Source organism: Halobacteriovoraceae bacterium (assembly GCA_020635115.1).
GTDB lineage: Bacteria > Bdellovibrionota > Bacteriovoracia > Bacteriovoracales > Bacteriovoracaceae > JACKAK01.
The window spans coordinates 271,598-297,151 of sequence record JACKAK010000005.1; the positions used below are offsets into that span (position 1 = coordinate 271,598).

The following is a 25,554-nucleotide window of genomic DNA, read 5'->3' on the forward strand; positions in this document are numbered from 1 at the left end:
AAGTCATATTTTGCCCATTAAATCATTTTTTTATAATTAAAGAATAAATTAATATAATTCATCGTTTTTTCCGATTAATCTCACATGAAAAAAACAATATTGCTAATATTTTTTCTAAATTCTCAACTTCTTTCAGATGAATCAGTAATTACTGGAGCAGGTGTTGGAAATTTCTACAAGACTGTAAAACAATCAATCAAAAATCATAATGATGAGGTTCTTGAAAATCTAAGTCAAAAAGAAAAAGAAAATGAAAGACAGATAAATGCTGAAACACACACACTTTATCTACTAGGACATCAGGCCTCTCAAAAAGTGGAACAAGGTAAAGAGTTGACCAGTGAAGATGTAAAAATTCTTGTGAAGAATATTGGAGATATATTTGCTTGGGAGCTAAGTAAAAATCTAAATACACTTAACTGGAACAAACTTGCAGATCCATCAGTACAAAATGCAAATACGACAATTCAAACCGATGATCCACACATTGCAGTAGATAGTATTTTAGATTTTGAAGTCGCTGCTTTTGAAACACTTGAAGCTACTGAATCAGGGTGTAATTCAAATTTAGTTATCTATGGCGAAAATCAATCGGTTAATGATTTTTTTGAAAATCAATCAAATGTCGTGATCTTAAAAGATCTTCCAATTAATCCTTTAATATCAGCGAGATTGAATTTGATATTTTCACAATTAAATCTTGGAAAAATTTATTTTAAATCGAATGAAGGAAATTATGTAGAAGTAACAATACACAATAACCAAATTAAAATTAGGACGATCGTTGATTTTATTCAAAAAAATAATCCTCATGATTTACGAAGTAAAATTGAGCTCCCTACTTTAGGTATAAATAAATCAAAAATTGATTTAGATAAAAATTTGAATCAATCTAGCAAATCCAAATTATTAGCTGGTCATTTCGATTTTTCTGTCAACTCACCTAACATGTTGGAACTAACCGAAGGAGATCTTATTGAGAAACTTACAAGTATTGAAGGTAGTGTCAAGCTTGAAAAAGATGGCAACTTTATTTTTGGAAGCAGTGGGTTTAGAGTTGAGTGTAAAGTTGAAAATAATTGTGATTTAAATAGTTTTGCAGATATTGTTAGAAATTTCAAAAGTTTTAGTTTTTTTAAGTTTGGAGGGAAAGCAAATGATGCTTCTGTTAATATTGAAGCAACAACTCAAAATGATAAATTAGTCACCGCAAACTATGGAAATACTCAAGTTGAAGGAAATTTTGATGGAAAAATGATTATTAAAAATAATGGAGATTATAGCTTTTTAGGAGAAGATGTTAAAATTATGTTAAAAGGTGATATAACAAACGATATGATCTCAAATCTTTCGATGGAAAGAAAAATTGGTGAAGATGGAAAGGTATCAGTAAACTATGAACATCAAAAAAGTATCTCTATTTCTTTAGAGCAAAAAAATGTATTAAACGGCAAGTGTTCAGTAATTAACACAATATTCGAAGGTGAAGATCAAACTGTGGCCATATTCACAGATGGATCGATCCAAAAAGGCAATGGATTCGGTGGATCGATCTCTGCTGATTGTAAGTTTTAAGCGAGGTTATTTCTTTTGAAATAAATTTGCACATTTTTTAATAAGCTTTTTGAATGTTCCCTTTTTCTTAGTTGGCCCATCAAATTCGTTGATTTTGATTTCTTTAACTATTTTAATTTTTGATGAGTGCTTATCATTTGGTAATTTTAATAGGCCTGTTTGATTTATTACAAATTTCTTTAAATCTTCTATCGTACCATCCCTTAAGAAAATTCTGACAATCATAGTACCTTTATTCAACCAAAGATCAAAAGAAGGTGTAGGATAATTAGGATATGTTGTCTTTATTATTGGTAGTTCAATACCTTCAAAATCGACAATATTTCTTTCAATATCGGCCCTCATTGCTCCTTGATAAAACCTTTGAAAACCAAGCATATCAATATCCATAAAATTGCTCGCATCTTGCTCATTTCCGATTTCGTAAAAAGTAATATTGAAAACTTGATCGCTCATTCCACCAACAATTGCCCTTAAATTGGTGATATATTTAAAATCAATATCAAAATAATTCACAGGAAATACGTTTAAAAAACTCGAATGATTTTCCCAAAAAAGTTCCTTACTAAAAGTTACTATATTTGTTTTACTAAAATTATTTTCGATTTTTTTAGCTATTTGTTCAGGAAGTTCATTTCCACTTTTAATTCTTTGTATTGTGTAAAAATTAGTTAAGACAGTGTCAAAACTAGTAAAATCTTTGAATGGACTGGCAATAATCTTCCAAAGTTCATCTGTACCATACTCATTAATTATATGTTCAACGAATTGGAAGTTTTGAACTAACCTTTTATTTACTGGAATTTGTTTTTCAATAACTGCTTCTGCTATATTGATGCCTTTTGGATAGTTCTTTTCGTAATTTTCTTTATAATTTACTTTTGGAAGTCCAAGTTTTTTTCTTACATTGTATTCTACATAACTTGCAAATCCTGACTGTATTAATGTTGAAACTTTTATACTCTCTTCTTCAAGGGTAAATCTCTGATCCATAATATCTTCAGTGTTAATCTGTAGTGCTAAAGAGAGAATTTGTGCTAGTTGAGCTTTAAAAGCTGACATGAGATATTCTTTATCACAAGTGATGTTCATATAATCTGCTGTTTGTTTTTGTAGTTTTACATAAACGTAAGGATTAATGAAAATTTCATTAGTGAAATAAATATGAGCAAGACTTTCATCTAAGGCCTCGTTTGCTAAGGTAACATAATCCATAGAATATTTGCTAATCGCAGCTTCAAGATTTTGTTTTTCTTTTTCTACATCAACTGGAATACCTATCCCATATCTCATATTCACATACTGATGTTCATAAATTTTTCCTATCAAATTTTTCAAAAATGCTTCGTTTGAATTTTGAGTTATTAACTTGGGAATTTCAGGAAACTTTCGACGTGAAATTTCTTCAACAAGAGGAACAACTTCGGCCATAGCATCTCTTAAAAATTCTTCTGTAAAGATACTCATAAGATCTTTATCAATGTTATCGTACTCAACAATTCTAGAAATCTGCTGCTGAACATCCTCAATAATTTGATCAGTCGCAAGTAATGAATTGATGATTAAAAACAAGACAAAGACTCGCGAAAAAATGCTTTTAAGTTTCATTTATTATTCCTTGATAGGTTTATTTTCTCTTTAGTACAATTGGAAGAGACTCGCAACCTAGAGCAATACGTTGTGTAAAAACAAAAGATTTATTCTATTAAATTTGTTTCTAAAAAATTGTGAATTTATTAAATTTACTTAAAACTAGAGAGTCCTTTGAAACAGCAATCGACAATCTTTTAAGATTCATTTATTTTCTACGCCATATAGACGTCAAATGCCAATAAGGGGATCGTAGTCGTTCTTGTGAACCTTAATTTTTTGAGGTCTACGCTTTACAGGTTTACCAAGATCATGATCAACATTCCACCTATCGTAGAGTAACTCATCCTTATCTACCCTATAGTGCTCAAGATCTTTATCCAAAAAAGTAAGCTTTTCAATAAGTAATTCTCTTAGTCTAATTTGGTCTAGTTTCCTTGATAACAGCCTATCCATGGCCTGTGATTTAGCGGTTTCTATTTCTGCAAGTTTCTTATCATATTCTGCCGCCAATTTTATTCTTTCTTGATCATAGCCCCAGACAAAAGTATTAACATCGTTTAGTTGTGCTAAAAAATCTTTGCGCCTTCTTAACAACACGGCCCTATATAAAGTTACATCTTTTATTCTCTTAGATAATGCTTCTGAATTAAAAAGTAAAAAAGTCCCCCTTCTAAAATAAGTATCTCCATCCCAACAACGATTGAGCGCTTGAACATAAAGTATAAAATAACTATTTTCAACTCCTCGGACATATCCAGTACAAGCCTCACCTTCTGCTTCCCCTTTGACAGAGACATTAAAGAGAACCATATCTCCGGCCCTAAAGAATTTAATATTTTTGTATTCAGATTGAATTTTGAGAATATTTGCAGAACTGTCCCGATCAGAAACGCGACCAGTAAATTTTGAGTAATCCACTTTTTCATCATAAAATGGTGAGTATTTTTCATCTATCTTACGATTTTTTTCCTCAAATTCCTCTAATGCTTTATTAAGATCGCTATTTGCTGAGCAAAACAATCCCAATAAAGATAAATTTAATATGATCCTTATATATCTCATATTTCCATTATCATCTACTTTCGGTATACATAAAAGACTGAAAAGATTTAGCCGGAGGAAGCGTCATGGAATTTTTCATAGATACAGCAGATGTTCAAGAAATTATAAAAGCAAATGAATGGGGTATTATTGATGGTGTAACAACAAACCCTAGTTTAATGGCCAAAACAGGAAGGACGCAAGAAGATGTAATAAGGGAAATTTCACAAATAATAAATGGCCCAATTTCAGCAGAAGTCATTTCAACCGATGTTTCTGGTATGTTAAAAGAAGCAGAGTCCCTTGCTAAAATTCATGAAAATGTTGTCATTAAACTTCCACTCATTTCTTCAGGTATTGCTGCATGTAAAAAATTGAGCGAAAACAATATTAAAACCAATGTTACACTTTGTTTTTCCTCAAACCAGGCCTTACTTGCGGCCAAAGCAGGTGCTACTTATATCTCCCCTTTTATCGGAAGATTAGATGACATTGGCAGTGAAGGTGTACAGCTAATCGAAGAAATTCGAACCATCTATGACAATTATGGATTTCCAACTAAAATTTTGGCCGCTTCTGTTCGTCATAGTGCTCACGTAAAAACTGTTTCATTGATAGGAGCAGATGTTGCTACTATGCCTTATAAATGTATAGAATCACTTTTTAAACATCCACTAACGGACTCTGGTTTAGAACAATTTTTAACTGATCATGCAAAATCACGGAATTAATTCATTATTGAAGTTTATATTTGGTCAATGGGAATATAGATATTATATTTTCATCATTGCACTTCTCTATATTACGATGTGGGCCGGCGTGATAGTAACTGGACTCAATCTAGATATTGTTAGGGCCCATTATTATTTCTTTGGTTTTAGTGTTCCTATTTTCATGATTTCCTTATGGGTTGTGAGAAGAGACTATAAACGATTTCAGCTTTATCTCTATTTTTTTAATAAGTTTCCTGGTTCGATTTTGTTGAAAGCAAATACTCCGCTTACAGAACTTCCAATGAATCAATTCAAAATTCATAAAAAAGGTGAAGGGAAAATTAAAATTGGCCTAAAGACAAATGACAATAGATATGTATTAGATTACCAAGAGCGTCATGTATTGGATTCAACTCCAGAAACTGATGATTTGGGAAATGAAACCGCTCTATACAGTAATCAGACTCTATTTATCAGACATGATAAAATGCCAAAATTCAGGCCTAATCACCTTGCTAGTCAAAAAAAATATTGAAAATTTTCTATCTGGAGTTCATTTCGATTTAGATACCTAAGTGATTTGTTTTTTTATTAACCATTAGGAAAATCTTGCCGATGCGTTTGTAATATGAAAAACGCAATCGGTTTTTGTCTATTGATCCTCTTAAATTTTTCTTGTAAAGAATACCAAGAGCCAACTCATCTAATCCCTTACAACTTCAAAAGGGCAAATAATAATTTACCTTCAGCTATGTATAAGTGGGATGCAGCTGTAATGCCACTTGAAGTAGAACTCTCAGATGACTTTTCGCCAACTGAGCAAGATGCAATTCAAGAAACCCTAGGTGAATGGCAAAAAACACAATCAGATATTCAATTTTTTAGTCTTCCCGCAACAACGACTCCCAATCTAAATTTACCAAATTATTACCAATACAGAGATGAGGATAAAATCATAGGTATATATAAGTCCTATGATTGGTTCAATTCTATTTCGCCAAACACATTGGCCATAACTGTTTTAAGAGCATACTTAATTAATGAAGGGCCCTCTGAATATTATGAAATTGATCTTGTTGATATTATAGTGAATTACCGAGATCACTCTTATTCGCTAGACAATTCTCCGCTTACGTTTGATTTACCTTCTATTGTGTTGCATGAGCTAGGTCATTTATTAGGTCTTGATCATCAGTGGGATTCTTCAATTGACGCCATTATGAACCCTACGATATCTAGAAACCAATTGCGCCGCACATTACATGAAAATGATATTGCTAGAATACGTCACAATTATTCAAACAGTATACATGCAATTTCAAATAGTGTGGAATTTGCAAGTGGGTCAAATAGTAAACGGCCCGAAGTAATCTATGGATACTTTGAAATTAAGGCAGATGGAGAATGTACCCGTCGATTATTTGAAGAAAAAAACCGATATGCAATGCCTGTTGAACTTTTTGAAAAATATTTAAAGGTAAAATAAGAGTTTTATATACTCATGGCAACTTCGACGAGTGATATTTTATCTATAACAGATTTATTTCTTCCGCTGAATGAAACCTACCCAAAACTACTCACATAATTCTGGTTTTGAAATTTCATATGAGAAAAAGCGATATTATGCAGCATTTTCACTGCACATTATTTTGGTGATATAGAACAAGTTTTTTTTGATAATTTTCAAAAAATATAAATCAAAAAATTCTTATGACGGACTCATCACGAATAGAGTATAATATTAACGTCAAGGACTGAATATGAATAATTTAAAACATAACCGTGCAAAATTAAGACTTTTTAATAGTAACTTTTGGGAATCACTTTCTCGAACAAATTCTTGGGCACCTGCTCTTTTTTGGCTTTTTGTTATAGGAGGACTTTTCTATACAAACAGCGATAAAGGAATCACCGTCAAAGAACATGTCGCTTTGTTTTTTATAGGCCTTATTGTTTGGACCCTTGTTGAGTATATTTTCCATCGATTTATTTTTCACTTTCCGATCTTTGGACCAAAATCAGAGCGATTTAATTTTGTCTCACATGGTATTCATCATGAAGATGCTCACGATCTAGGAAGAGCAATTATGCCCATTACTCCCGCGGCCATTTATACTGTTTTACTCTATGGTGTTTTTTTTCAGGTATTTGGTGAAAAATATGGGCCTACTTTTTTGGCGTATTTTTTGATGGGTTTTATTAGCTATGACTATTACCACTTTTCAAACCACGTAATGCTTCCTAAATCTAAACTTGGTAAATATCTGCGTAAAAATCATCTTATACATCATGTTTATCCACATGTTAACTTTGGAGTTACGTCTCCTATTTGGGATTTTGCTTTTGGTACCTATGCAAATAAGAAAACAATTCACCAAAGACCAAAATATCCCCTTTGTGCTACATCTGAGGGTATTTATAAAGATCCCGTAGCAAGGCCAAAAGGGGTTCAGCAATTAACTCAAGAAGAAATCGAAAATGATTTCATTGAAATTTATAAAGAAGTTTATCCTGGGAGTGCAATTCCAGAAGAAATTCTACGGACAAAAAACGTTGATTCATCCAAAGGCAAAGTTGAGTCTGATCAAAGAGTTGGGCCCATAGATGGACACAAAAGAATCTTGTAGGACTAATCTTTTTTGTGAATTGATGACTTCCATACAAAAACTACAAGTCTTCTTTAATGTCAACCTAATGAGTTTTTAAGTGGTTGTCCCTAGTACGTGTTTTTTTTAAATCAATAGTCCTCTTCATATTTTCAAGATGTTGCAAGAATTTGAAGAAAAACAGACTAATAAATCTCAAAAAAATTCAGTGTTCTAACTATCTAAAAATAGGTAAAAAGCAACAATATGTGGCATTGATTAGCTCCTTTTAAATATTTTTAATTTATACCTAACATTCTCAAATCACTCAATAGTGCGCAAAAATAAATCTGCTCTACGCAAAAAAATAAGCATAAAACCCTACCAGTTTTTATAATAATTATATGAAAGCAAATAATTATCTCAGATTTATTTTCATTATACAGCTCATGTTGGTCATTAACTCTTGTAAGCAAGAAGACGAATTTGTGCGTTTTGAGTACCAAGCACTAATAGAAGAGCCCTACTATGAAACTGAGTTCAATCAAGAAATTATAGTGAATGCGGCGATTGATGACAGATCAAAGGCCCATCAACTAGAGTTTTCTCAGGAAGATATTATTATTGAAAACAATAATGGCCAAGTTCAAAGTTGTTTAATAACAGATAATAAATCATTTCAGTGTTTGTTTCGGCCACGTGAAAATTTTGTTGGTTTGGCCCAAATTCATTTTAAAATTAAAAATAGAGTAGATCAAATTTCAGAAGGTAAAATTAAAGTTAATGTTCTTCCTCCCCCAAGAGAATATGTCCAAAAAATGAACAATATTGACATGGAAAAAACTGATTCAAGTGTTATGATTGTGTTTGCATTAGATATCTCTGGAAGTATGAAACCTTATCTTAACCATCTTTCTAAGACGATCGACCATTTCCTCGAAGAAATATTTGATCGTGGCTTTAGAGCGAAGCTTGCATTTATCAATTCAAACAACCGATATAAATCTGCCAATTACGTAAAAACAGAACACCCTGATTATCCAGGTGACAGTAGAGCATATATCGAAAATTGGGATTATATCCCAAAAAGTGATGCCAATGTTATGAAGTTTTTTAACGTTAATGCTTCTTATTCAGGTCAAAATTCTCAAGAAAGATTAGATAATTTGGCAAATCTAAAATCTCAAATCTTAAGTTATATCGATGGCCTTCCGGTTGGAGTGGCAAATGACAGTGACGATGAAAGACTACTATGCCAAACATTGAGATTTCTACACACTAGTGAAGCAAAATCTATGGACTATATGGGAATAGTAAGTATTTCCAATGAGGAAGATGCTTATAACGCTAAATTGCAACACCCTAACGATCTTGAAAGGGCCTATAAAGATTGTACTACAGGTCTAAGAAAAGTTTTTGTTCCAAAAAGTTCATGTAGCACTAGTGTATCTTGTGAATATGGTGAAGAAGGCTGTTCTGGAAATTTCACATTTAATTGGAAATATACTCGAACTAATCAAATACAACAAAAAGTAAGTGGGACATGTACAAAATCAGTTCCTATTTATGGAACGGCCCAAAGAAATGTATGTATAGGTACTTTTAGTTCACCAGAACTTAAATATGTAAAAGTTGGAGAAAGAGAAAAAACTGTTGCAAGTACTCCTGATAACCCATCTGGAAAAATCATCGAAGATATTTATGAATGGGTTCCAACTGGTCAATTAACCTACGCCTATAATAAGAGATTTGAAACTACATGTGAAAATTTCTCTGATACAACTTGGACACTAGTAGAGGCCTCTAATGTGTCTGAAGAGTACACAACTAGCACCGTCGTAGGATATAGGGATGAAAGCTACGCATGTAATAATTTACTTGGTAGTTGTTCTGATTATGCAGATATTATGGTTAATGGAACATGTTATATTTCACAACAGGCCTCCACCACAACAAGTACAGTTTCAAGTACCCCTTATCAATCAAATACAAATCTTACATGCGACCAACTTCTTACAGGAGCAGTATCTAATTTGAATCTTGGAGATGATCCTAGAGATTGCTCAGTGGTTTGGAGTGGGTCAAAAACAGTTGTCCAAGATCCTATGACATGTTCTTCTTATAAATTAGAAGAAAAAACTTTGAATTACACTCTTTTAAATGAGGAAGGCACAAAGACTTTACCTAAAGCAATAAAGAATAAACTTAATAGTTATCAAAAATCCACTTTTGTTTCCATTGCAAATGATTTGCAAATGAATCTTGCTGATATTCGTCTTGCAGAAGATCTAGATTTAGAACTTCCTTCAAGTGATTGTAATCATCTAGAAGAAAACATGAGTTTGTTCCCAGGATATTATGAATCTAATGCATTTAAGGAACTTGTGGGTTTCTTAGGTAATTTTGGAGCTTTTTACTCCATCTGTTCACCAAAAAGTTATCCTTCAGATAAGCTCGATCTACTTGTTGAGCATGGGCAAAAGAGTATTGCGATACCAAATATCGCCTATCCTTCAGAATTAATTGTTGACTCAGTTAAACTTATATATGCAGATAATGAAAGTCTTGAGCTGGAGGCCGGAAGAGACTATAAAGTTCAAGGTAATAACCTCGTTTTTTCTTCATTAGCTTTGATTCAATACCTTTCAGAGATTCAAGTAGAGTATCGTGAAATTGATGATCAGAGTCCTATGTTTCAATACTGGCCAATTGCTGAAAAAACGGGAATTTCTATCTCATCAAATTAATATCTTTTACAATTAATTTTCACTTTGTCATAATTTACTGGTAAAAGGAATTTTATGAGAAGTTTGAATTCATGGTTTGATGAATATTCACAATCCCACCAGAATCCCATAAATGTTTTGATACATAAAATCTGTGTCCCTACAATAATGTTCACTGTTCTAGGATTATTGTGGAGTATACCCTCCCCTGATATTTTTTTATCATTACCACTCTTAAATTGGTGTACAATCTTTTTATTATTTGTTTTTGTTTTTTATCTAAGACTATCATTGAAATATACCTTAGGGATGTTTATACAAACATCTATTATGCTTTTTTTTATTGATAAAATTGACAATACACCTAGACTCGATTTGCTTGAGTTATCTTTATCAATATTTATTCTTGCTTGGATAGGTCAATTTATTGGCCATAAAATTGAAGGAAAAAAACCCTCATTTTTCAAGGACCTTCAATTTTTACTAATAGGGCCATTATGGACAATGAGATTTTTATATAAAAGATTTAAATTTGATTCTTAATTTCAGAAATTGGAGATAGCAGTTCTTTTTTCTGGAGGGGCTTGTAGATAATTCCATCAGCTCCATTTTCAGTTGCATCAGAGGTGGTAAATTCTCTATCAGCAGAAACAAAGAAAAATTTTCCATATTTTATTTGAGAAGTAAGAATCTTGTTTAAAAATTCTATTCCATCTTGGCCAGGCATTTTTATATCTGAAAAAATGATATCGAAATAATGTCTCTTTGCTGTTTTGAATGCCTCATCGACATTTTCAAAACATGAAATTTCAGTTTCTGCTTCATCTTTTAGAAAAGTTCTATAAAGTTTAAGCATTAATTTATCATCATCAACAAACAAAATCTTCATATATTTTCACCATCTTATTTATTTGGTCTATTTTCAAATTTTTTTCTCAATATATAACTCAGCTCATTAACCTTTAATATTCTTTTTTCAATGATACCCAAAGACATTTCTACATCTCTTTTATATTCAGCAGTTTCATTACTAATATCAATTTCCTTAAGAAAACCTTGGGCAGTATTTAGAGGAGTAATTATTTCATGAATTTCATTACCCATTTGTTCTAAGATCCCTTGATAATATTTTTGCTTGAGAGTTTCTTTTTCATAAAGTTTTCTTCTTTCATCTACAAAATAGAATAAAACATTAAACGAAAGAATCATGACGATGTTTATAAGATATTTAACAAGTGGAGATTGAGGATAAAGTTCAACTCCAACGATATAACTATTTATATAGAAGGTGAAACTCATGAGCATGATAGATAAAATTGTAAATATTGCACTGGCCCTTCTGCCTAGTAACCACCAAGAGAGGCATATGATTACGAGAAAAAGCTGAAAGCTCACAGTATCCTTGGCCCCATCTAGAAAAGATTTAAAAACGATTTGAATGGTTAGAAGTGATAAAAAAGTCAATGCAGATTGTGTATAGTCTGCCCCTCTTTTTATCCTAAAGAGTAAAATCATAAGAGCAAAAGAGACAATAACATTTGCAAAATGAGGAAATAAAAAATTATTGATCACAAATGACCGAATAAAATAGAAAAAAAGATATCCGGTAGATGAGATTAGTATAGAAGTCACTAAGAGTCGATAATTAGAAAAAGCAATCATTTTATTAAGCGCCATATCTTTTAATGATTTCTGAAAACTTGGAATAAAAAAATCTACTAGTTTATTAAAAATATTCATAATGAGTTAATTTTATCAGAAAGTAATCGATGTGTCAGAGGGTAAGTTTTGTTTTTATATTTGAACTTTGAAAAGTTTTGCAAAAGCTCTTAACAGGTGTTTGTCAAATTTTCCAATATCGCTGGCCATGAGGTGAATGGCCTCAGATACAGCATATCCAGGTCTCCAGCTTTGCTTCGTAATGAGCGAAGAAAAATTATCAGCGATTGCGACGATTTTTGCTGGTGGATAAATTTCATCGGTTTTTAAACCGTTTGGATACCCATGTCCGTTTGGCTGCTCATGATGTTGCATAACAATTTGTACAACTTCTTGCCGAATGCCTTTTACTTCATCGAGCATTTCTTTACCAAGTTGAGGATGTCGCCATAGCTCTTTTCTTTCATCAGGAGAGAGAATTTCTTTATCATCGGGATCAAATGTAAGTTGAGTTTGACCAACATCATGTAGAAATGCCCCCATTCCTATGATGTAAAGATTATCCTTACTCTCTATACCAATTTCTTTTGCTAAAATAATAGAGAAGATACTTGTCATTATTGAGTGTTTAAACATTTGAGGAGTGTTGGCCATGGCCTTTATAAGCCCCATAATCTGGGACTGATCATTTAAAAGTATCTTAATAGACTGTTGAACGACAATCCCTGCTGATTCTATTACAGCGTGACTAAGCTTTTGTACAAAACTGATTTCTCGCATAGTAAATAAAATCATTTCTTTTAGTATGTTAATGGCCTCTTCTGTAGGAAAACGCCCATCAACTTTATTAAGAAGATCACCAAGTTTTCTAACTACTAGAGAATATTTTTGGTAATCATCCTTTGTTACAAAAAAGGTGTCTACACCTTGAGATTTATATAATTCTACTCTTTCCCAATCTAAGGCCTCACTCTCCCGAAATATCTTGGTGTATTTACTTTCACTTCTTCGGACGTATATATCGAAGAGAAGTTTTTTATCAAAACGCTTAAGGACTTCCAGGGAAATTGGAATGAAATATTCACTATTCATAACTTAATTATAAGTTAGAGTTAATAATTTCACTAAAATAGACCTTTTTTTCCTACCCCTATCCAGGTAACTAATTGAAATCATTTATGACGTCAATATGATGACATAATATGCCAACGACAAGAATAATTTGCAAAAATAACTCTCAATAGTATCCAGACGAAAATATTAGTAGTTCTCTTCTTCTCTAGGTCTACTCATTCCGGAGGGCATTGTGGAGGTATTAAACCCCTCATAAGATGGAAATTTTTCATCCCATTCCTTTCGAATATGTGCGGAAAGTGATTTATTATTTGCGACTTCCCAGCCATAAATTAGCCTTTCATATTCTTGTTTAAAGCTGTATGGCAAAAGAGGCTCATCGTCTTCATAAAAGTGAAACCCATCAAGGTCAATTAAGTAAATTTTTTTTTCTTTGGTGACCACTAGCTGCATATCGGCCGCAAAAATTCTGTATTTAATAAGAATATTTCGAATATGATCCATTTGTTTAAATCCATTAACAATATCTTCTTCGCTCCAATCTAAAAACTGATCCGTTACACCTCGTCTTCTAGAAAGTTGCCAATCTCTGTTCAATTCCTCCATTAATATTCCTACGTGGCCAGGCTTTTTCTTAAGATTGCCTTTATAATCTTCCTTTTTACTCTTGTTACCCATAGAAGCAATGTAGCTGTATTCGTTCTGTTCATTTTCATATAATTCAATTAGTTCACTATGAGATATAATGCCCAAAATTTTAGGAGCGATGGACAACTGTCCAAGTAAATAGTGTGTTAAAACATATTGATGAAATCCATATGCATTTTCTCCAGGTTGTAATCCATTAAGTAATTTATCAGGTCGAAAAACACTGCTATAACCTTTTAATTCATAGTTAAAAACATTAGCTTTGATAACTTTTAAAGCTACACTAGAGTGCGAGAGATATGTGTTAACTGAAAAGACTCCGTGATTATTTACGCCCTCATCTTCACGATCAGCAACAACAGGGTTCAGATGTCTAATAAACTCTGGTATCTTTTCTTGTGTTATTATTTTTTTTTCGATGAGCTCTCTTGTGTTCATTTGTTTTATCAAAATATCTTCGCACATTGAGTAACATGAAAATATGTATGAAAACAAAATTGAAATTATCAAAACTGTTCTAATCAAGGATCACATCCTTATAGAGTGCATTTGGAAACATTCTTTCAAAGACAGCTTGATGCCAAGAACTTGAAACTTTTTTTATCTCATTAATGAAGATTAAAGTGTTGGATTGTTTTTGCATATTTTCATCAAAGTAAATGTTTTCGATATTTGAGATCATTACAATGCCATCTTCATTTACGACTAGACCTAAATTTTTTGCGACAAGTTTATTCTTTTCAAAAACATCTGCTATATTTTTAATTTGTTCAATGACTAGAGAATAGGTTTGGAGTTCCCACATTGACACAAATGGAGGTAGTAGCCCCTTACGGTCCAACTCCCAAACAAGATCTGAAGAAAAAATATCTTTTTGGGCCGTTGCAAGACCAACATCTTCTAGTGGAATATGTTTTGTAGCTTGATGTTTGTTCTTTTCAATAAATTTTACAATGTCTTCTTTATCAATAAGTCCTAAGAAAAGATGGTGTATTTTATTTTGATTGAGAATATTTACTATTTTAATAATTTCTTGGGTTTTACTCTTAACATTGAACTCATTTAACTCTTTATCATAATTTGCAAATATGTTCACAATTAATTCGGAATCTTGACTAACTACTCTTATTAAATTTTCTAAAACAAAATATTTTCTATTAGGAGGCATAAGAGCGGCAACATTCTTAAGAGTTCCTTTCTTTATCAAAAATTTCTGTTCACACACATCGGTAGATGAGTAGATGTTTAGAGAAATTAAAACTAACAAAATCAAAAACTTAATTTTAGTGACCATATTTAAAAACCTAAAAAATTCATTTGCCTTATCTACCTAAAGTTTTGTGCGGAGTATAGCACAGAGATACATTTTTATCTTTAGATGAGATAACTTTACACAGTAGGTTAGTATTATAATGCTTTCAATTGACAAATACGGTAACTATTTGATTTTAAGAATATCGTTCTTAAATAATATTCTTTTATTAATTTAAATAAAAAGGCCCTCAAAAAAAGGGCCCTTCAATATAAAAATGATAGATTTTTTTATTTTGCGGCAGCGACAATAGATTCCATTGCTTTTAGATCAGTGGCTGCAATTTCAGCAAGCATTTTTCTGTTAAGTTGAATGTCTTTATTTTTAAGTGCTCCCATAAGCTTTGAATAAGAAAGACCTAGTCCCTTTGCGGCAGCGCCAATTCTTACGATCCAAAGTTTTCTCATATCTCTTTTAAGAAGACGTCTACCGATATAAGTATAGTGTAATGCTCTTTTTACAGTTTCTGCTGTTTGACGGTATTTTCTTCTCCTATCGAAATGAAATCCCTTGGCCAGTTTCAAAATCTTATTTCTTCTTCTTCTAGCCTTAAATCCTCTACGTACTCTAGACATAATATCTCCTTCAAAACGATTTTTGGGGGACACAAGATCCTTTTACCCAAAACTCAGTTATTATTTTCATTAATTAAGCGTATGGAAGCATTTCCTTTACGCGTCCAACATCTGATGTATGGATATAATCAGCTTTACCATTTCTTTTTTTGGCATCTTTTGGCCTTTTCTCAAGAATGTGTCTTAAGTTAGCTCTTTTTCTTTTAAATTTCCCTGATGCTGTTTTGGAAAATCTCTTGGCCGCGGCCCTTTTCGTCTTCATCTTTGGCATCTGTCGCTCCTGTCCAACTTTTTAAATTTTTACAATATTTAGCGCCTCGTTATACACAAAAGGCAATCATTAGTAAAAGATTTTCTTATTATTTTTGTTTCTTAGAAGGTGCTAGAATAGCAATAATTCTGTTACCCATCATTTTCATTTCAGACTCAATTATCGCGCCCATTTCGATTACTTTCTCAATAATTCCAGTAAATTTGTCCCTACCAATATCTTTATACGCCATTTCTCGTCCACGAAATTGCATAACCATCTTAACTTTGTCACCTTGATCGATGAATTTTTGAGCTCTTTTCAGCTTTGTTTCAAGATCGTGAGCTTCAATATTAGGTCTAAACTGGATTTCTTTAAGTTGGATTACAGTTTGTTTCTTCTTGGCCTCTGCGACCTTTTTTTGCTGTTGATATTTAAATTTGCCATAGTCAATTAATTTTACAACAGGAGGTTTTGCATTTGGAGAAACTTCAACAAGATCAAGTTCTTTTTGTAATGCGATTGATTTTGCTTCACTTAATGAGACAATCCCATAGGCATGGCCATCATCCCCGACAAGTCGGATTTCTGGTACGCGTATATCTTCATTAACTCTAGGGCCTAAATCTTTCTTCTTACCCCTAATTTCCTTAGTACCTTTTATAAACCACCTCCATAAATAGGTATTATGCACAGTTTAAGTATAAATAAGCAAAAACTGTTCCGTAAAATATCAAAAAGCAACTCACCTTGAAAGTAGTTTTTTTTAGAACGGAAAAAAATGCAATTGCATATTTGCGTCAATATCATTTGCTGGCCAGCTTAGACTCCAGGTTTGGCCAAACTTTTCTGAGTTATCCGAATAAATGGAACTAACTTTATCAAATATTTCAAGAAAACATAGCTCTTTTACAGGCATAAATTCATACTTGAAACACTCTCCACGAAACAGATCATAACTGCCATAATTCTTATCGTCTAGCTGTGAGAGTGTATTCTGTAGACCAGTTCCGATAACATGTCTTCCAATCCAAGTTGGTGTTTCTAAAAAATCGTCTGAATTAGGTTTGGTCAAGTAAAAACAAGTAATTAAATTATCTTGTAATTGCCACGAATGATTAGAAATAAGCTCTTGAATTTTATCTTCGCATACAGACCAGTCTTTTCCTTGCTGTCTGGAAATATAGTAAAGTAGTCTTGCGTGAGGAGTGAAAATTGTTTCAAACATCTTAATCTATATGCTCTTCTTCAAACGGTTCGATATGGATGGTTATATCTGATTTTATTGACTGCTTCAAGAGGTGTTCTTTAAGTTTATCTTCTGTCTCATGTGCCAGACTGTGAGCATCCTTTAGAGAGAGAGTCTCTTCGAGTAGTAGATGGAAATCTATATATAAAAAGTAAGAAGTCCCACGTACACGAAACTTATGAACGTCTAAAATCTTTTTATTTTGTTGTACTAATTTTTGCAATTCAATTGAAATTTCGGGGGATGCATCTAATAATTCAGGAAGGTTAGAAGAGACTATTTTAATTCCTAGATAAATCATATAAAGAGAAATAATCGCACCAACGAATATGTCTGGCCAAAAATAACCATAGTAATGAAAAGCAATACTAATAAGCACACCAAAACTTATGACAAAATCACCAAATGTATGCTCAGAATCTGCTGCAAGAATTGATGAGTTTAATTTTTTTGCCTTCATTTTTTCATACCAACTCACAAATCCACTTGTTGCCATTGAAACTAAAATGGTGATGAATGGAGCGATACCAATATCTGTTGTTACTTTTTTCACGTGAAAGCGTTCGTAAACTTCAATTGACATCTGAACACCAGATAAAAAAAGTATTAAAGCAATTAGAATTGCCCCAAGAGTTTCAATTTTATAGTGGCCATAGTTGTGTCCTTCATCAGCAGGTCTGTGAGCGAGATATATACTTATTAAAGCAAGAACATTTGAAGAACCATCAAATACAGATTCTAATCCTGAAGAACTTAGGGATAATAGACCATACCAATGTCCTATAAGAAGTTTAATTCCTGCAACAAAGAGATTTAAAAAAAGAGTGATAATGAGTACTCTTTTGATTTCTTTTTCACGTCTAAATAATGCGTTTGAAACAGTTTGTGACATTAACCTAGTTGTCCCTCTAGATCATTGGCCAAAAGTTCAATTTTTTCATTGAGAAGTTTTTCATTTTTTAAACGATAATGACCTGGTTCTTTCTCTAAAATATCTTCATCGACATAATATTTTAAACTACTAGTAAGAAGTGGAGGGGTTTTACTTTCAATAAAACGTACGAATTTCCCTGTTTTCTTTTCTATTTCAAAAATATCTTCTATAGAGCGTCTCAATTCATCGACTTTGAAATTGCCTTTGGAAGATTCTTTTTCAAGTTTTTTTATTGCGAGGGCGAGTAGATAATATCCTTCAATGATGTAGCTTAAGCTACGTCCAAATACTCCAATTTTTTGTTTAACTCTATGCATTTCTTCGGTAGTAAGTCCCATACAACTATCTAGGTCTTCGATTTTTCTACCAACACAATGAGAAATAATCTTCATGGCCTTAATGTAGTAGTCTTTCATGCTTGGTAGATAAAATTCATGTCTAAGTTGGTCACGTTGTTGAATAAAAAATTTCCTGATATCATTGGTGTCTTTTATATTCCCGTTGGTGACATTTAACCATGCATTATTTATTACCCAGGGAACAATAAAGTGATGAAGGATTGTGTTTTTAAAAAATAAAGTTTCAAACCTGCATTCTTCTTTAAAAGAATAAAAGACATGTCCTAAACTTGGGTGACCGATTACGTTGAGTTTTTTATTTGATATAAATAGATCGATGGCCCTTTCTAAAGCACCTTCATATTTATCTTCAACGAGGGTCTTAGAAATGGGTACATTAAATTCTTTACAGTATTCCAAAATTTCTCGAGCTCGTTTGTTAATATCAACCATTTGCAATGCACCAGTAGGTTCATCTAATAGGATGAGAGAAATTAAGGATGTAGGAGTGACTTTCATATTGTCCCCTACTGCGAGGAAACAATCAAAGGCAACTTTTCTAAGTTTATCTTTCAAGGAGCCTTTCTGTGGGACACCAATAGGATTGCCAACTTTTATATGTATACTTCCAAGTTTTAAAGACAATAAACGATAGAGTTTAAATAATTGCCTTGTACTTTCTTTAGTTTTTGCTCCTCCAGATAGTTCCTTAGATAAGGATTTTTGCTCAGGAACATATTCATGAGCAATGGAAGCAGGAATAAAAAGAAGCTCTTTCGTATGTCCTTCTTCTACTAATTGTTCATGTGCAGTGATAAGCATTTGGTATAGGCCATATCTAGGGGCCATCAGTTTTCCAGATCGAGTTCTGCCTCCTTCAAAGAAAAACTGAATGGGATACCCAACTTTTAGTAGATAATAGATGTAGGCCTCGAAAGTCATTTTATAGAGAACATCACTTGCAAAACTCCTTCGAATGAAAAAACATCCAGATTGACGAAAGATTTTTCCAATTGGAAATATATTAAGATTTATTCCCCCTGCGATATGAAAAGCAAAATTATTTTTCCTATAGTTAATAAAATTTAGAGCAATATAATCAGCATGAGACTGGTGGTTCGGAACGATTACAAAATTTGCTTCTTCCGAAAGTTTTTTTAAATCAATTCCTTCAGGGGATTCCATATCAACATCATCATAAAGTAATCCCATTGAAATTTCGATACTTCGTATTACTTTCTTATAAGTACCTTCATGGAAATCAGCGGCCAATTCCTTTAAAATTTTTCTAACTTTATTTTCTTCCTCTTTTCTACCAGCAACTCTCTCTTTTAATTTTGGGTAAGAGAGAACAGTTTCAAATAAAGGTAATTTTGCGGCCATTGCCTTTCCTTTTGTGGTTATAATATCAGATTGGCTTGATGTTGTTTCCACGCGAGACATCCTGGTTTTAATCAATACAATTATTTAAAAATTATAGCAACGACTTGGTTGATGCGCCAAGTTTTGAAATAAGTTAATTCACTCCATGAGGACGAGACTCATGCATCCCCGAAGCAGACATCTCAATGAACAATCCGGCCTTATTCATATCACTAATCTTTTGGACACCTAAATAGCTCATACCTGAGCGAATACCACCCAAGATCTCATGGATGACATTCTGCACACTACCCTTACAAGCTATCATAGTGGATTCTCCTTCGGGTGCCATTCCCTGTGGTAATTCACCTCTCCATGAAACTTGAGCTGCTTTTGATGCCATACCTCGGTATTGTTTCATTCCACCTTTTATTTCACCAGGAGTTTCTAGTGTTCCTGATATCATCGAACCTATCATCACACTATCTGCTCCAGCGCAAAGAGCTTTGACAATGTCGCCTGATGTTTTTATTCCACCATCTGCGATTACAGGAATGCCTGATTTTTTGGCCTCTTGAGCACACATAGCTATGGCCGTAAGTTGAGGTACTCCATGTCCAGTAATGATTCTAGTTGTACACATAGATCCAGGACCAATTCCAACTTTAATGGCATCTGCACCATGGTCAATTAAACGACTCACTGCCTCAACTGTTGCGACATTACCTGCAATGATGTCTATTGATTTAAAACTTTTCTTTAGTTGATCTAAAGTTTCAATCATCATAATAGAATCACCATGAGCAATATCAAGTGTAATAATCTGTACACCTGCCTCAACAAGTGCGTAGGCCCTTTTGAGTCCTTCTTCCTTAACCCCAATGGACGCAGCAATAGGACTGGTAAGATTATGTTTTTTTTGAAATTCCTTTATGACTTCAACCATTGAAACTTGATCTTCAACGGACATAAAACGGTGAAGACTACCTAAACCACCTAGCTTGGCCATCGAACATACCATTTCGGATTCTGTAATCGTGTCCATATTTGCCGTGATTATTGGAATATCAATGGAGAAATTTTTTGTAATATTGGTCTTTAAGTCAGGATGTTTTCTTGAAGAAATTTCTGAATATCTGGGTACCAATAAAACATCATCAAAAGTAAGTCCTCTGGAACGCTCGAGAATTCCCGTAGCATCAAACATCAATTGCATAAAAACCTCCAAAACCGGACGATCATACTAAAATGATGATCCATAGTCAAAAAAGCAGCGATTACTTAAAGGCCAAAAGTATTTGAATAGATCGACCTCGAATTCCTCTGATTTCGGCCAATAAATCAATGATCATTACTTTAGACTCATTTGAGAGTCTTTCTGTTTCAATAACATTTAGTTTCAATTTAGCTACGGTTTCTTTGAGTCCTTTAGAACGTTCAAAAAACTTGTTAAGATCTTCTCTATTTTTAGGATTCTGATATGTTCTCCCATTACTTTGAATTGCTTTATCCTTTATAAATTCAAGGCTGTCTTGATAGAAGATATGAGTCTTCAAAAATAGGGAAATTACTTTTGATTCAGGATAGAGGTGAGAATTAAAATTTGTACCCAATTTTGTTCTGATAATGGCCATTTTATCAAGAATGTCAGAAATGGCCTCTAATTCAGTTGTGATTTTAATAACTTCTTGCCCCTCGTAAGATTGTGAAGAGGATAATTCTTTTTCCATCAAAGCAGAAACAAATTGGGACATTTCACGTTGTCTTCGGTCTGCGATATTCTCGAAGTTTTTAATTTTTGCTAAAATTTTTGCATCTTTATCACTCGTACAAAGATAATCATAAGTAAGTTTAAAAAAACGTTCCATTAAATACTGATATCGAATGATTTCTTTTGCTGAAACAACTAAGGCCACTCCAGGGAGCATCTTTTCAGGATTGCCCATCATATCCAGATGAGCTTCACTGTCATAAAAGTCCTTTTCTTCTTTAGGAAACAAATAATTTAATAATCCTTCAATTTGTTTTAGGCCAGGAAGACATACAATGACGGTTACAGAATTAAAAATAGTGTAAGCAAGAGCAGAAATAACTCCTCTATCTGTAATACCTAAATTTGCAAATAAATCTATAACCTTATCATGGAAAATATATAATAAGGCAAACGACCATATTCCTCCGACAAGATTGAATAACCCATGGCCAAAGGCCAGATGTCTAGCATTAAAATTTCCTCGATGTGAACTCAATATGGTGATTATTCCCCCACCTAAATTTGTTCCTATGATTAATGCAAACAAAACATGCAATGGAACAGATATTTTTAACTCGGCCAAAGTAATGATAATGGCCATCATTGTAGATGATGATCTTAGAATACATGAAAATGTAATTCCTACGATTATAATAATCAGTTGAGGTAAAAAATTGCCTGAAAAGAAAGAATAGTCGTTAATGTTGTAATTTTTTAGAATAATATTCAAGACTTCTACTAATACACCGAGTCCATAAAAAATAAGACCTAAAGAGAGTAAAAGTCGTCCAAACTGTTTAAGCTGATTATTTCTTGAAATCAAAGAAGGAAATGCACCCAATGCTATAAAGAAAAAGCTAAAAGTATCGGTATGAAAAGTGAAAATCCATGGTAGAAAAGCGCCACCGATATTTGCACCAAGCACAACTCCCATTCCACTTCTAAAGGATATCAATCCTGCATTAAGTAGAAATACGGCCATTAAGGTTGTTGTCGTACTGCTTTGAACCATCGCAGTTATTAACAGCCCAGCGGCCATAGAATACAGAGGTTTGTGGGAAATTTTAATCGCTAATTTTTTGAAAAAATGATCAAAAATATATTGAGAGGCAAATGAGAGTTGCGCAATACCATAATGGAGCAGCCCAAGTGCACCGAAAGCGATAATTAAATTAATTATTCCAACTTCATTCATTGAAATTAACTTGATGTTGCTTGCGCAAAAATAATTGGAATCACGATATAAATTATTGTATCTCTTATAAGATAGAAAACGAAAAAATAGAAAAAGGCCTTGGGACCTTTTTCCCACAATTTCTCAAGTCCCAAAACTTGTGCTTTTTTTGACATCGAAACCATGAACTTTGTCTTGCCACAATGCTTAATAAAGAAACCCATTCCTCCATCTACTTTATGATCAATTCTTAAGCAAAGAGACTTTATAAAGTTCCAAACACCCAAAATGCACTGTGTATAAATATTTTGATTTTTCAAACAGATTAATTTTCCCATGTGGTTTACTACTATCATAACTTCCTGCTACATGTCTACTTTCGCAAATAATGAAAACAAACAACTCGACGCGCAATTTGCCTCATCTACATTTCTATGACAATCTTTCGAACTAGTTCTGATATATAAATGCTAAGGGATGTTTATGTTAACTAAATTGCAAGTCATTAATCTGCCTTCAGGACTAGATACGGGGAAAAATGAAGGAGAAGTTTTTACTTTATCAACTTGTCAAAGGACGGTTGTTCTTGGACTAAATAATATGCCTCTTTATGGACTAAAAACAATCTGTAATGAAATGCAGGTATTTAATGGACAATCAGGATATCAGTACCTTTTAGAAATAATTTGTGGCCTTCAAAGTCGACTCACAGGAGAGAATGAAATTGTTTCCCAGGTTAAAGAGGCCTATGACAATTATAAAAAGTTACCCAAAAAAAATACCCATATAATGAGCATTATTGAAAAACTTCTCAAAGATGCCAAAGAGATTCGAACCAAGCATCTTGTTGAAATAGGTCAGCAATCATATGCAGGAATAACAAAAAAAATCATTGACTCGCAAAATTACAATGGCCCGATTCTTATCCTGGGATCTGGTAAATTGGCCAAAGATGTTCTAACTTCACTTTCAAAAAGAAATCACATCTACTTAAGTGCAAGGAATGAAATCAAAGTAAGAGAACTTTGCAATCTATTTTCTATTGAATTTGTTGACTGGCGAGATATTGAACGATATCAATCTTTTCCTTATATTGTGAATACTATTGGTGCAGATGAGATAGTTTTTTATGATGAGTTTTTTGATGGATGGGATATTATTACGAATCCAAATAAGGCCTTTATTGATCTTGGGTCACCTTCAATCATTGAAACTCTACGGGGCCCAGAACAAGGGGTCCATCTGCTTGAAGATGTGTTTAAATTTGGAAACCAATTGGATTCAAAGAAGGAAGTAAAAATAGGAATGGCCAAACAAGAAATTGAAAAACTGGTTTCAAAACGACTGAACAGTTTCTCGGTTCATTATCCGTTTGGTTGGGAGGATTTGCATCTTGTCTAAAAAATATATTATAGGAACTAGGGGAAGTCTGCTCGCACTCACTCAGTGTGGGCAAGTTAAAGTTGCACTTGAGCGTTTAACAGGTGAGCAGTTTGAGTTAAAAGTCATTAAAACCCAAGGCGATGAAGACACATCAAAACCATTGTGGCAATTAGACGGAAAAGACTTTTTTACAAAAGAATTAGACATGGCCCTATTAAACGGAGAAGTTGATTTAGTTGTACATTCCTATAAGGACTTAGGAAGTGAGCGGCCCGAAGGTATAAAATTAGCAGCAGTAACAAAAAGAAGCTATGCTCATGATATTATGTTAGTTTCTCAGTCAGCAATAAATAAACTTGCAGACAAAGAGACATTTATAGTCGGAACAAGTTCTCCAAGACGTATTACAAATATTGAATCCTCTTTTGGTGAATATATTCCTGCTGGAGAAAAACTTAAAATAAAAACAAAAATGCTTCGAGGAAACGTAAATACACGAATTCAAAAACTCAGAGATGGAGAATTTGATGCTATCGTATTGGCCTTGGCCGGAATTGAAAGACTTGCAATTACTAAAGAATCAAGACAACAACTTATTCCATTACTCGATGGTCTAAATTTTATGGTGCTTCCCCAATCAACTTTTCCATCTGCTGCTTCACAAGGGGCCCTAGGGATAGAAATTCTCTCAACCAGAGAAGATAATGGAGAACTTTTAAATAAGCTTAAACTTATTCACCATACAGAAACAGAAGAATGTGTTTCGAGAGAGAGAAAATTGTTTAATAGCTATGGGGGTGGTTGCCATCTGGCCGTAGGTATAAATGTGAGAAAAATTAGCGGTGAATTTCTTCATATTGCGAAGGGTGAAATTGAAAGAGATGGAATAAAACAAAATATATCTGAAAATTATCTCGAAAATAGATTTGAAAAAAATGATCTACCAAAAAATTCTATGGCCTTCATAGGTATGCCTGCAAAAAGAGAAATTGATTTGTGCACTACTCACCATTTTCTTTTTGATGAAATGATTAAAAAGGATTCTATTGCTACTGAATTCACTAATAAGGATCATCATGTTTTTTTAACGACTGCACATGGAATAAATTCACTCAAAGAAGATTTTCCATATAAATCAATCTGGGGAGCAGGAACAAAAACAATGAAATCTTTAGCAAAAAAAGGTTTTTGGACAAACGGATGTGCAGATGGTCTTGGAAGTGAAGAACTTAAAAATCTAGCAAATTCACAAACTATACAGATCCTCACTCGATCTGATGATAATACCGGCTGGTCTGTTCTTACTAATTCTGAATCAATTTCTGATCTTGGACAGACTGTTGAAGTTTATGAAAGAAAAATTCTTGAAACCGATGAAGACTATAATAATCATTTAAAAAAATGCCGAGCTTTTTATTGGACGAGTTACCCACAGTTTGAAATTTACACAGATAAGTTTCCTGAAATCAAAGAATATCTTCACTTCTGTGGATTAGGTAAAACCTTTGAAACTTTTAAAAAACACAATCAAAAAGTGACACCCATATCTAGTATTGAACATTTTAAAAATTGGTTTGATCAAGCAATATCTTGAAAACTTTGGAGAAATC

General features: G+C 33.0%; 25 protein-coding genes. 9 read left to right on the plus strand and 16 right to left on the minus strand.

The window, feature by feature from the left end; genetic code table 11:
- Positions 1–84: 84 nt before the first annotated feature.
- A complete protein-coding gene (locus H6622_09805) occupies positions 85–1,575 on the plus strand; it encodes a hypothetical protein (GenBank protein ID MCB9061804.1) in 1,491 nt (496 codons plus the stop codon).
- 6 nt (positions 1,576–1,581) lie between these two features.
- Here H6622_09805 and H6622_09810 read toward each other — a convergent pair whose 3' ends face one another.
- Positions 1,582–3,183 carry a hypothetical protein gene (locus H6622_09810; GenBank protein MCB9061805.1) on the minus strand — a complete coding sequence of 534 codons (1,602 nt, stop codon included), beginning with the start codon at positions 3,181–3,183 and terminating at the stop codon, positions 1,582–1,584.
- A 213-nt stretch (positions 3,184–3,396) separates the two neighbouring features.
- A complete protein-coding gene (locus tag H6622_09815; GenBank protein ID MCB9061806.1) occupies positions 3,397–4,230 on the minus strand; it encodes a hypothetical protein in 834 nt (277 codons plus the stop codon).
- A 65-nt stretch (positions 4,231–4,295) separates the two neighbouring features.
- Here H6622_09815 and fsa point away from each other — a divergent pair, with 65 nt between their 5' ends.
- The 6 genes from fsa to H6622_09845 all read left to right on the plus strand — a co-directional run bounded on the left by fsa (position 4,296) and on the right by H6622_09845 (position 10,776).
- Entirely contained in the window at positions 4,296–4,940 is a 645-nt protein-coding gene (gene fsa / locus H6622_09820; GenBank protein MCB9061807.1) for a fructose-6-phosphate aldolase, read from the plus strand.
- 7 nt (positions 4,941–4,947) lie between these two features.
- Positions 4,948–5,457 (plus strand): hypothetical protein, encoded by a 510-nt coding sequence (locus tag H6622_09825; GenBank protein MCB9061808.1) that lies wholly within the window; start codon positions 4,948–4,950, stop codon positions 5,455–5,457.
- Positions 5,458–5,550: 93 nt separating this feature from the next.
- Positions 5,551–6,408 carry a matrixin family metalloprotease gene (locus H6622_09830; GenBank protein MCB9061809.1) on the plus strand — a complete coding sequence of 286 codons (858 nt, stop codon included), beginning with the start codon at positions 5,551–5,553 and terminating at the stop codon, positions 6,406–6,408.
- Between the two features lie 274 nt (positions 6,409–6,682).
- On the plus strand, positions 6,683–7,549 hold the full coding sequence (locus H6622_09835; GenBank protein ID MCB9061810.1) for a sterol desaturase family protein: 867 nt from the start codon (positions 6,683–6,685) through the stop codon (positions 7,547–7,549).
- Between the two features lie 362 nt (positions 7,550–7,911).
- The gene (locus H6622_09840; protein MCB9061811.1) at positions 7,912–10,254 is read left to right on the plus strand and encodes a hypothetical protein; all 2,343 of its coding nucleotides are present in this window, start codon (positions 7,912–7,914) and stop codon (positions 10,252–10,254) included.
- Positions 10,255–10,308: 54 nt separating this feature from the next.
- Positions 10,309–10,776: a DUF962 domain-containing protein gene (locus H6622_09845; GenBank protein MCB9061812.1), complete on the plus strand. Its 468-nt coding sequence runs from the start codon at positions 10,309–10,311 to the stop codon at positions 10,774–10,776.
- On the opposite strand, the gene H6622_09850 is transcribed toward H6622_09845, so the two are convergent.
- From H6622_09850 to H6622_09915, 14 genes are all read right to left on the minus strand, one after another.
- A complete protein-coding gene (locus H6622_09850; GenBank protein MCB9061813.1) occupies positions 10,760–11,122 on the minus strand; it encodes a response regulator in 363 nt (120 codons plus the stop codon). The genes H6622_09845 and H6622_09850 overlap by 17 nt on opposite strands.
- Before the next feature lie 14 nt (positions 11,123–11,136).
- Positions 11,137–11,973, minus strand: a complete 837-nt coding sequence (locus H6622_09855) for a hypothetical protein (GenBank protein MCB9061814.1) — start codon at positions 11,971–11,973, stop codon at positions 11,137–11,139.
- Between the two features lie 54 nt (positions 11,974–12,027).
- The gene (locus H6622_09860) at positions 12,028–12,984 is read right to left on the minus strand and encodes an HD domain-containing protein (GenBank protein MCB9061815.1); all 957 of its coding nucleotides are present in this window, start codon (positions 12,982–12,984) and stop codon (positions 12,028–12,030) included.
- Positions 12,985–13,152: 168 nt separating this feature from the next.
- Positions 13,153–14,139 (minus strand): hypothetical protein, encoded by a 987-nt coding sequence (locus tag H6622_09865; protein ID MCB9061816.1) that lies wholly within the window; start codon positions 14,137–14,139, stop codon positions 13,153–13,155.
- On the minus strand, positions 14,132–14,908 hold the full coding sequence (locus tag H6622_09870) for a hypothetical protein (GenBank protein MCB9061817.1): 777 nt from the start codon (positions 14,906–14,908) through the stop codon (positions 14,132–14,134). Before H6622_09870 ends, H6622_09865 begins: the two co-directional genes overlap by 8 nt.
- Before the next feature lie 248 nt (positions 14,909–15,156).
- Complete coding sequence (gene rplT / locus H6622_09875) at positions 15,157–15,501, minus strand: 50S ribosomal protein L20 (protein MCB9061818.1); 345 nt, start codon at positions 15,499–15,501, stop codon at positions 15,157–15,159.
- Between the two features lie 73 nt (positions 15,502–15,574).
- A complete protein-coding gene (gene rpmI, locus H6622_09880) occupies positions 15,575–15,772 on the minus strand; it encodes a 50S ribosomal protein L35 (GenBank protein ID MCB9061819.1) in 198 nt (65 codons plus the stop codon).
- Between the two features lie 88 nt (positions 15,773–15,860).
- On the minus strand, positions 15,861–16,397 hold the full coding sequence (locus tag H6622_09885) for a translation initiation factor IF-3 (protein ID MCB9061820.1): 537 nt from the start codon (positions 16,395–16,397) through the stop codon (positions 15,861–15,863).
- 120 nt (positions 16,398–16,517) lie between these two features.
- The gene (locus tag H6622_09890; protein MCB9061821.1) at positions 16,518–16,979 is read right to left on the minus strand and encodes a hypothetical protein; all 462 of its coding nucleotides are present in this window, start codon (positions 16,977–16,979) and stop codon (positions 16,518–16,520) included.
- 1 nt (position 16,980) lies between these two features.
- A complete protein-coding gene (locus tag H6622_09895; GenBank protein MCB9061822.1) occupies positions 16,981–17,892 on the minus strand; it encodes a cation transporter in 912 nt (303 codons plus the stop codon).
- On the minus strand, positions 17,892–19,706 hold the full coding sequence (locus H6622_09900; protein MCB9061823.1) for a 1-acyl-sn-glycerol-3-phosphate acyltransferase: 1,815 nt from the start codon (positions 19,704–19,706) through the stop codon (positions 17,892–17,894). The genes H6622_09895 and H6622_09900 overlap by 1 nt, the downstream gene beginning before the upstream one ends.
- Positions 19,707–19,788: 82 nt before the next feature.
- The gene (locus H6622_09905) at positions 19,789–20,841 is read right to left on the minus strand and encodes an IMP dehydrogenase (GenBank protein MCB9061824.1); all 1,053 of its coding nucleotides are present in this window, start codon (positions 20,839–20,841) and stop codon (positions 19,789–19,791) included.
- A gap of 70 nt (positions 20,842–20,911) precedes the next feature.
- Entirely contained in the window at positions 20,912–22,582 is a 1,671-nt protein-coding gene (locus tag H6622_09910; GenBank protein MCB9061825.1) for a Na/Pi cotransporter family protein, read from the minus strand.
- A 5-nt stretch (positions 22,583–22,587) separates the two neighbouring features.
- Entirely contained in the window at positions 22,588–22,899 is a 312-nt protein-coding gene (locus tag H6622_09915) for a hypothetical protein (GenBank protein ID MCB9061826.1), read from the minus strand.
- 145 nt (positions 22,900–23,044) lie between these two features.
- On the opposite strand from H6622_09915, the gene H6622_09920 reads away from it, so the two are divergent.
- Both H6622_09920 and hemC read left to right on the plus strand, forming a co-directional pair.
- On the plus strand, positions 23,045–23,962 hold the full coding sequence (locus H6622_09920; protein MCB9061827.1) for a hypothetical protein: 918 nt from the start codon (positions 23,045–23,047) through the stop codon (positions 23,960–23,962).
- Entirely contained in the window at positions 23,955–25,538 is a 1,584-nt protein-coding gene (hemC, locus tag H6622_09925) for a hydroxymethylbilane synthase (protein MCB9061828.1), read from the plus strand. Before H6622_09920 ends, hemC begins: the two co-directional genes overlap by 8 nt.
- Positions 25,539–25,554 lie beyond the last annotated feature (16 nt).

Bases quoted from the DNA above. Each gene is read 5' to 3' on its own strand.
- H6622_09895 (MCB9061822.1), bottom strand. From the start codon at position 17,892: ATGTCACAAACTGTTTCAAACGCATTATTTAGACGTGAAAAAGAAATC.
- H6622_09830 (MCB9061809.1), top strand. From the start codon at position 5,551: ATGAAAAACGCAATCGGTTTTTGTCTATTGATCCTCTTAAATTTTTCT.
- H6622_09905 (MCB9061824.1), bottom strand. From the start codon at position 20,841: ATGTTTGATGCTACGGGAATTCTCGAGCGTTCCAGAGGACTTACTTTT.
- H6622_09890 (MCB9061821.1), bottom strand. From the start codon at position 16,979: ATGTTTGAAACAATTTTCACTCCTCACGCAAGACTACTTTACTATATT.
- H6622_09835 (MCB9061810.1), top strand. From the start codon at position 6,683: ATGAATAATTTAAAACATAACCGTGCAAAATTAAGACTTTTTAATAGT.
- H6622_09860 (MCB9061815.1), bottom strand. From the start codon at position 12,984: ATGAATAGTGAATATTTCATTCCAATTTCCCTGGAAGTCCTTAAGCGT.
- H6622_09805 (MCB9061804.1), top strand. From the start codon at position 85: ATGAAAAAAACAATATTGCTAATATTTTTTCTAAATTCTCAACTTCTT.
- rplT (MCB9061818.1), bottom strand. From the start codon at position 15,501: ATGTCTAGAGTACGTAGAGGATTTAAGGCTAGAAGAAGAAGAAATAAG.
- H6622_09920 (MCB9061827.1), top strand. From the start codon at position 23,045: ATGTTAACTAAATTGCAAGTCATTAATCTGCCTTCAGGACTAGATACG.
- fsa (MCB9061807.1), top strand. From the start codon at position 4,296: ATGGAATTTTTCATAGATACAGCAGATGTTCAAGAAATTATAAAAGCA.
- H6622_09840 (MCB9061811.1), top strand. From the start codon at position 7,912: ATGAAAGCAAATAATTATCTCAGATTTATTTTCATTATACAGCTCATG.
- H6622_09810 (MCB9061805.1), bottom strand. From the start codon at position 3,183: ATGAAACTTAAAAGCATTTTTTCGCGAGTCTTTGTCTTGTTTTTAATC.
- H6622_09855 (MCB9061814.1), bottom strand. From the start codon at position 11,973: ATGAATATTTTTAATAAACTAGTAGATTTTTTTATTCCAAGTTTTCAG.
- H6622_09915 (MCB9061826.1), bottom strand. From the start codon at position 22,899: ATGGGAAAATTAATCTGTTTGAAAAATCAAAATATTTATACACAGTGC.
- H6622_09870 (MCB9061817.1), bottom strand. From the start codon at position 14,908: ATGGTCACTAAAATTAAGTTTTTGATTTTGTTAGTTTTAATTTCTCTA.
- rpmI (MCB9061819.1), bottom strand. From the start codon at position 15,772: ATGCCAAAGATGAAGACGAAAAGGGCCGCGGCCAAGAGATTTTCCAAA.
- H6622_09845 (MCB9061812.1), top strand. From the start codon at position 10,309: ATGAGAAGTTTGAATTCATGGTTTGATGAATATTCACAATCCCACCAG.
- H6622_09850 (MCB9061813.1), bottom strand. From the start codon at position 11,122: ATGAAGATTTTGTTTGTTGATGATGATAAATTAATGCTTAAACTTTAT.
- H6622_09815 (MCB9061806.1), bottom strand. From the start codon at position 4,230: ATGAGATATATAAGGATCATATTAAATTTATCTTTATTGGGATTGTTT.
- H6622_09910 (MCB9061825.1), bottom strand. From the start codon at position 22,582: ATGAATGAAGTTGGAATAATTAATTTAATTATCGCTTTCGGTGCACTT.